We start from the raw sequence: 658 nt of genomic DNA on the forward strand, positions 1-658 counted from the left end.
CAAAAGCCATGAAAGCGGTCGAAGAAGATACCTTTACCCAGTTTGGTTTTGCCTGTCATCAACTCGGTATTGAGATTAAAACCTCCTCTATTCCACAAGCTAAAGGCCGCGTAGAGCGCTTAAACGGGACTGTTCAATCACGACTTCCTGTAGATTTAGACTTAGCTGGAATACAATCTATGGAGGAAGCCAATCACTTTTTAACGAAATGGATTAGGACTTTCAATAAGAAGTTTGGCAATAAAACGAAGGAATCCATCTATGAAAACGCACCAACTAAATCAGAAATCAATTTATTATTAGCACGAGTAGCGAATAGAAAAGTGGATAGTGGGCATCATATTCGGTATCAAAACAACTACTACCTGCCTACGGAAGGCAGTGAAGAGCACTACTTCACGCGAAGATCAAAGGTGTTGGTTATCGAAGCGTTTAACGGAGATATCTATGTAAATATAGCTGAAAAAATATACACAACAAGGAGACTGAAAGAACATGACTACTACTCACAAGAGTTTGATCCGATTCCAGAGCAAAAAAAAGAAAGACGCCAGTATATTCCCCCACAATCTCACCCGTGGAAACTAGAATCTTTCAAAAGATATCTTCGCAGTGTCGGAAAAACACTCGAAGAGTACGAAGCTGAACAAACAGCTTA

At 40.0% G+C, this 658-nt stretch carries 1 pseudogene; it reads left to right on the top strand.

The window, feature by feature from the left end:
* Nucleotides 1-658 (top strand): annotated as a pseudogene (locus ACEN4I_RS13430) (ISNCY family transposase); the annotation flags it as partial.

The organism is Desemzia sp. FAM 23990 (assembly GCF_045528485.1).
GTDB lineage: Bacteria > Bacillota > Bacilli > Lactobacillales > Carnobacteriaceae > Desemzia.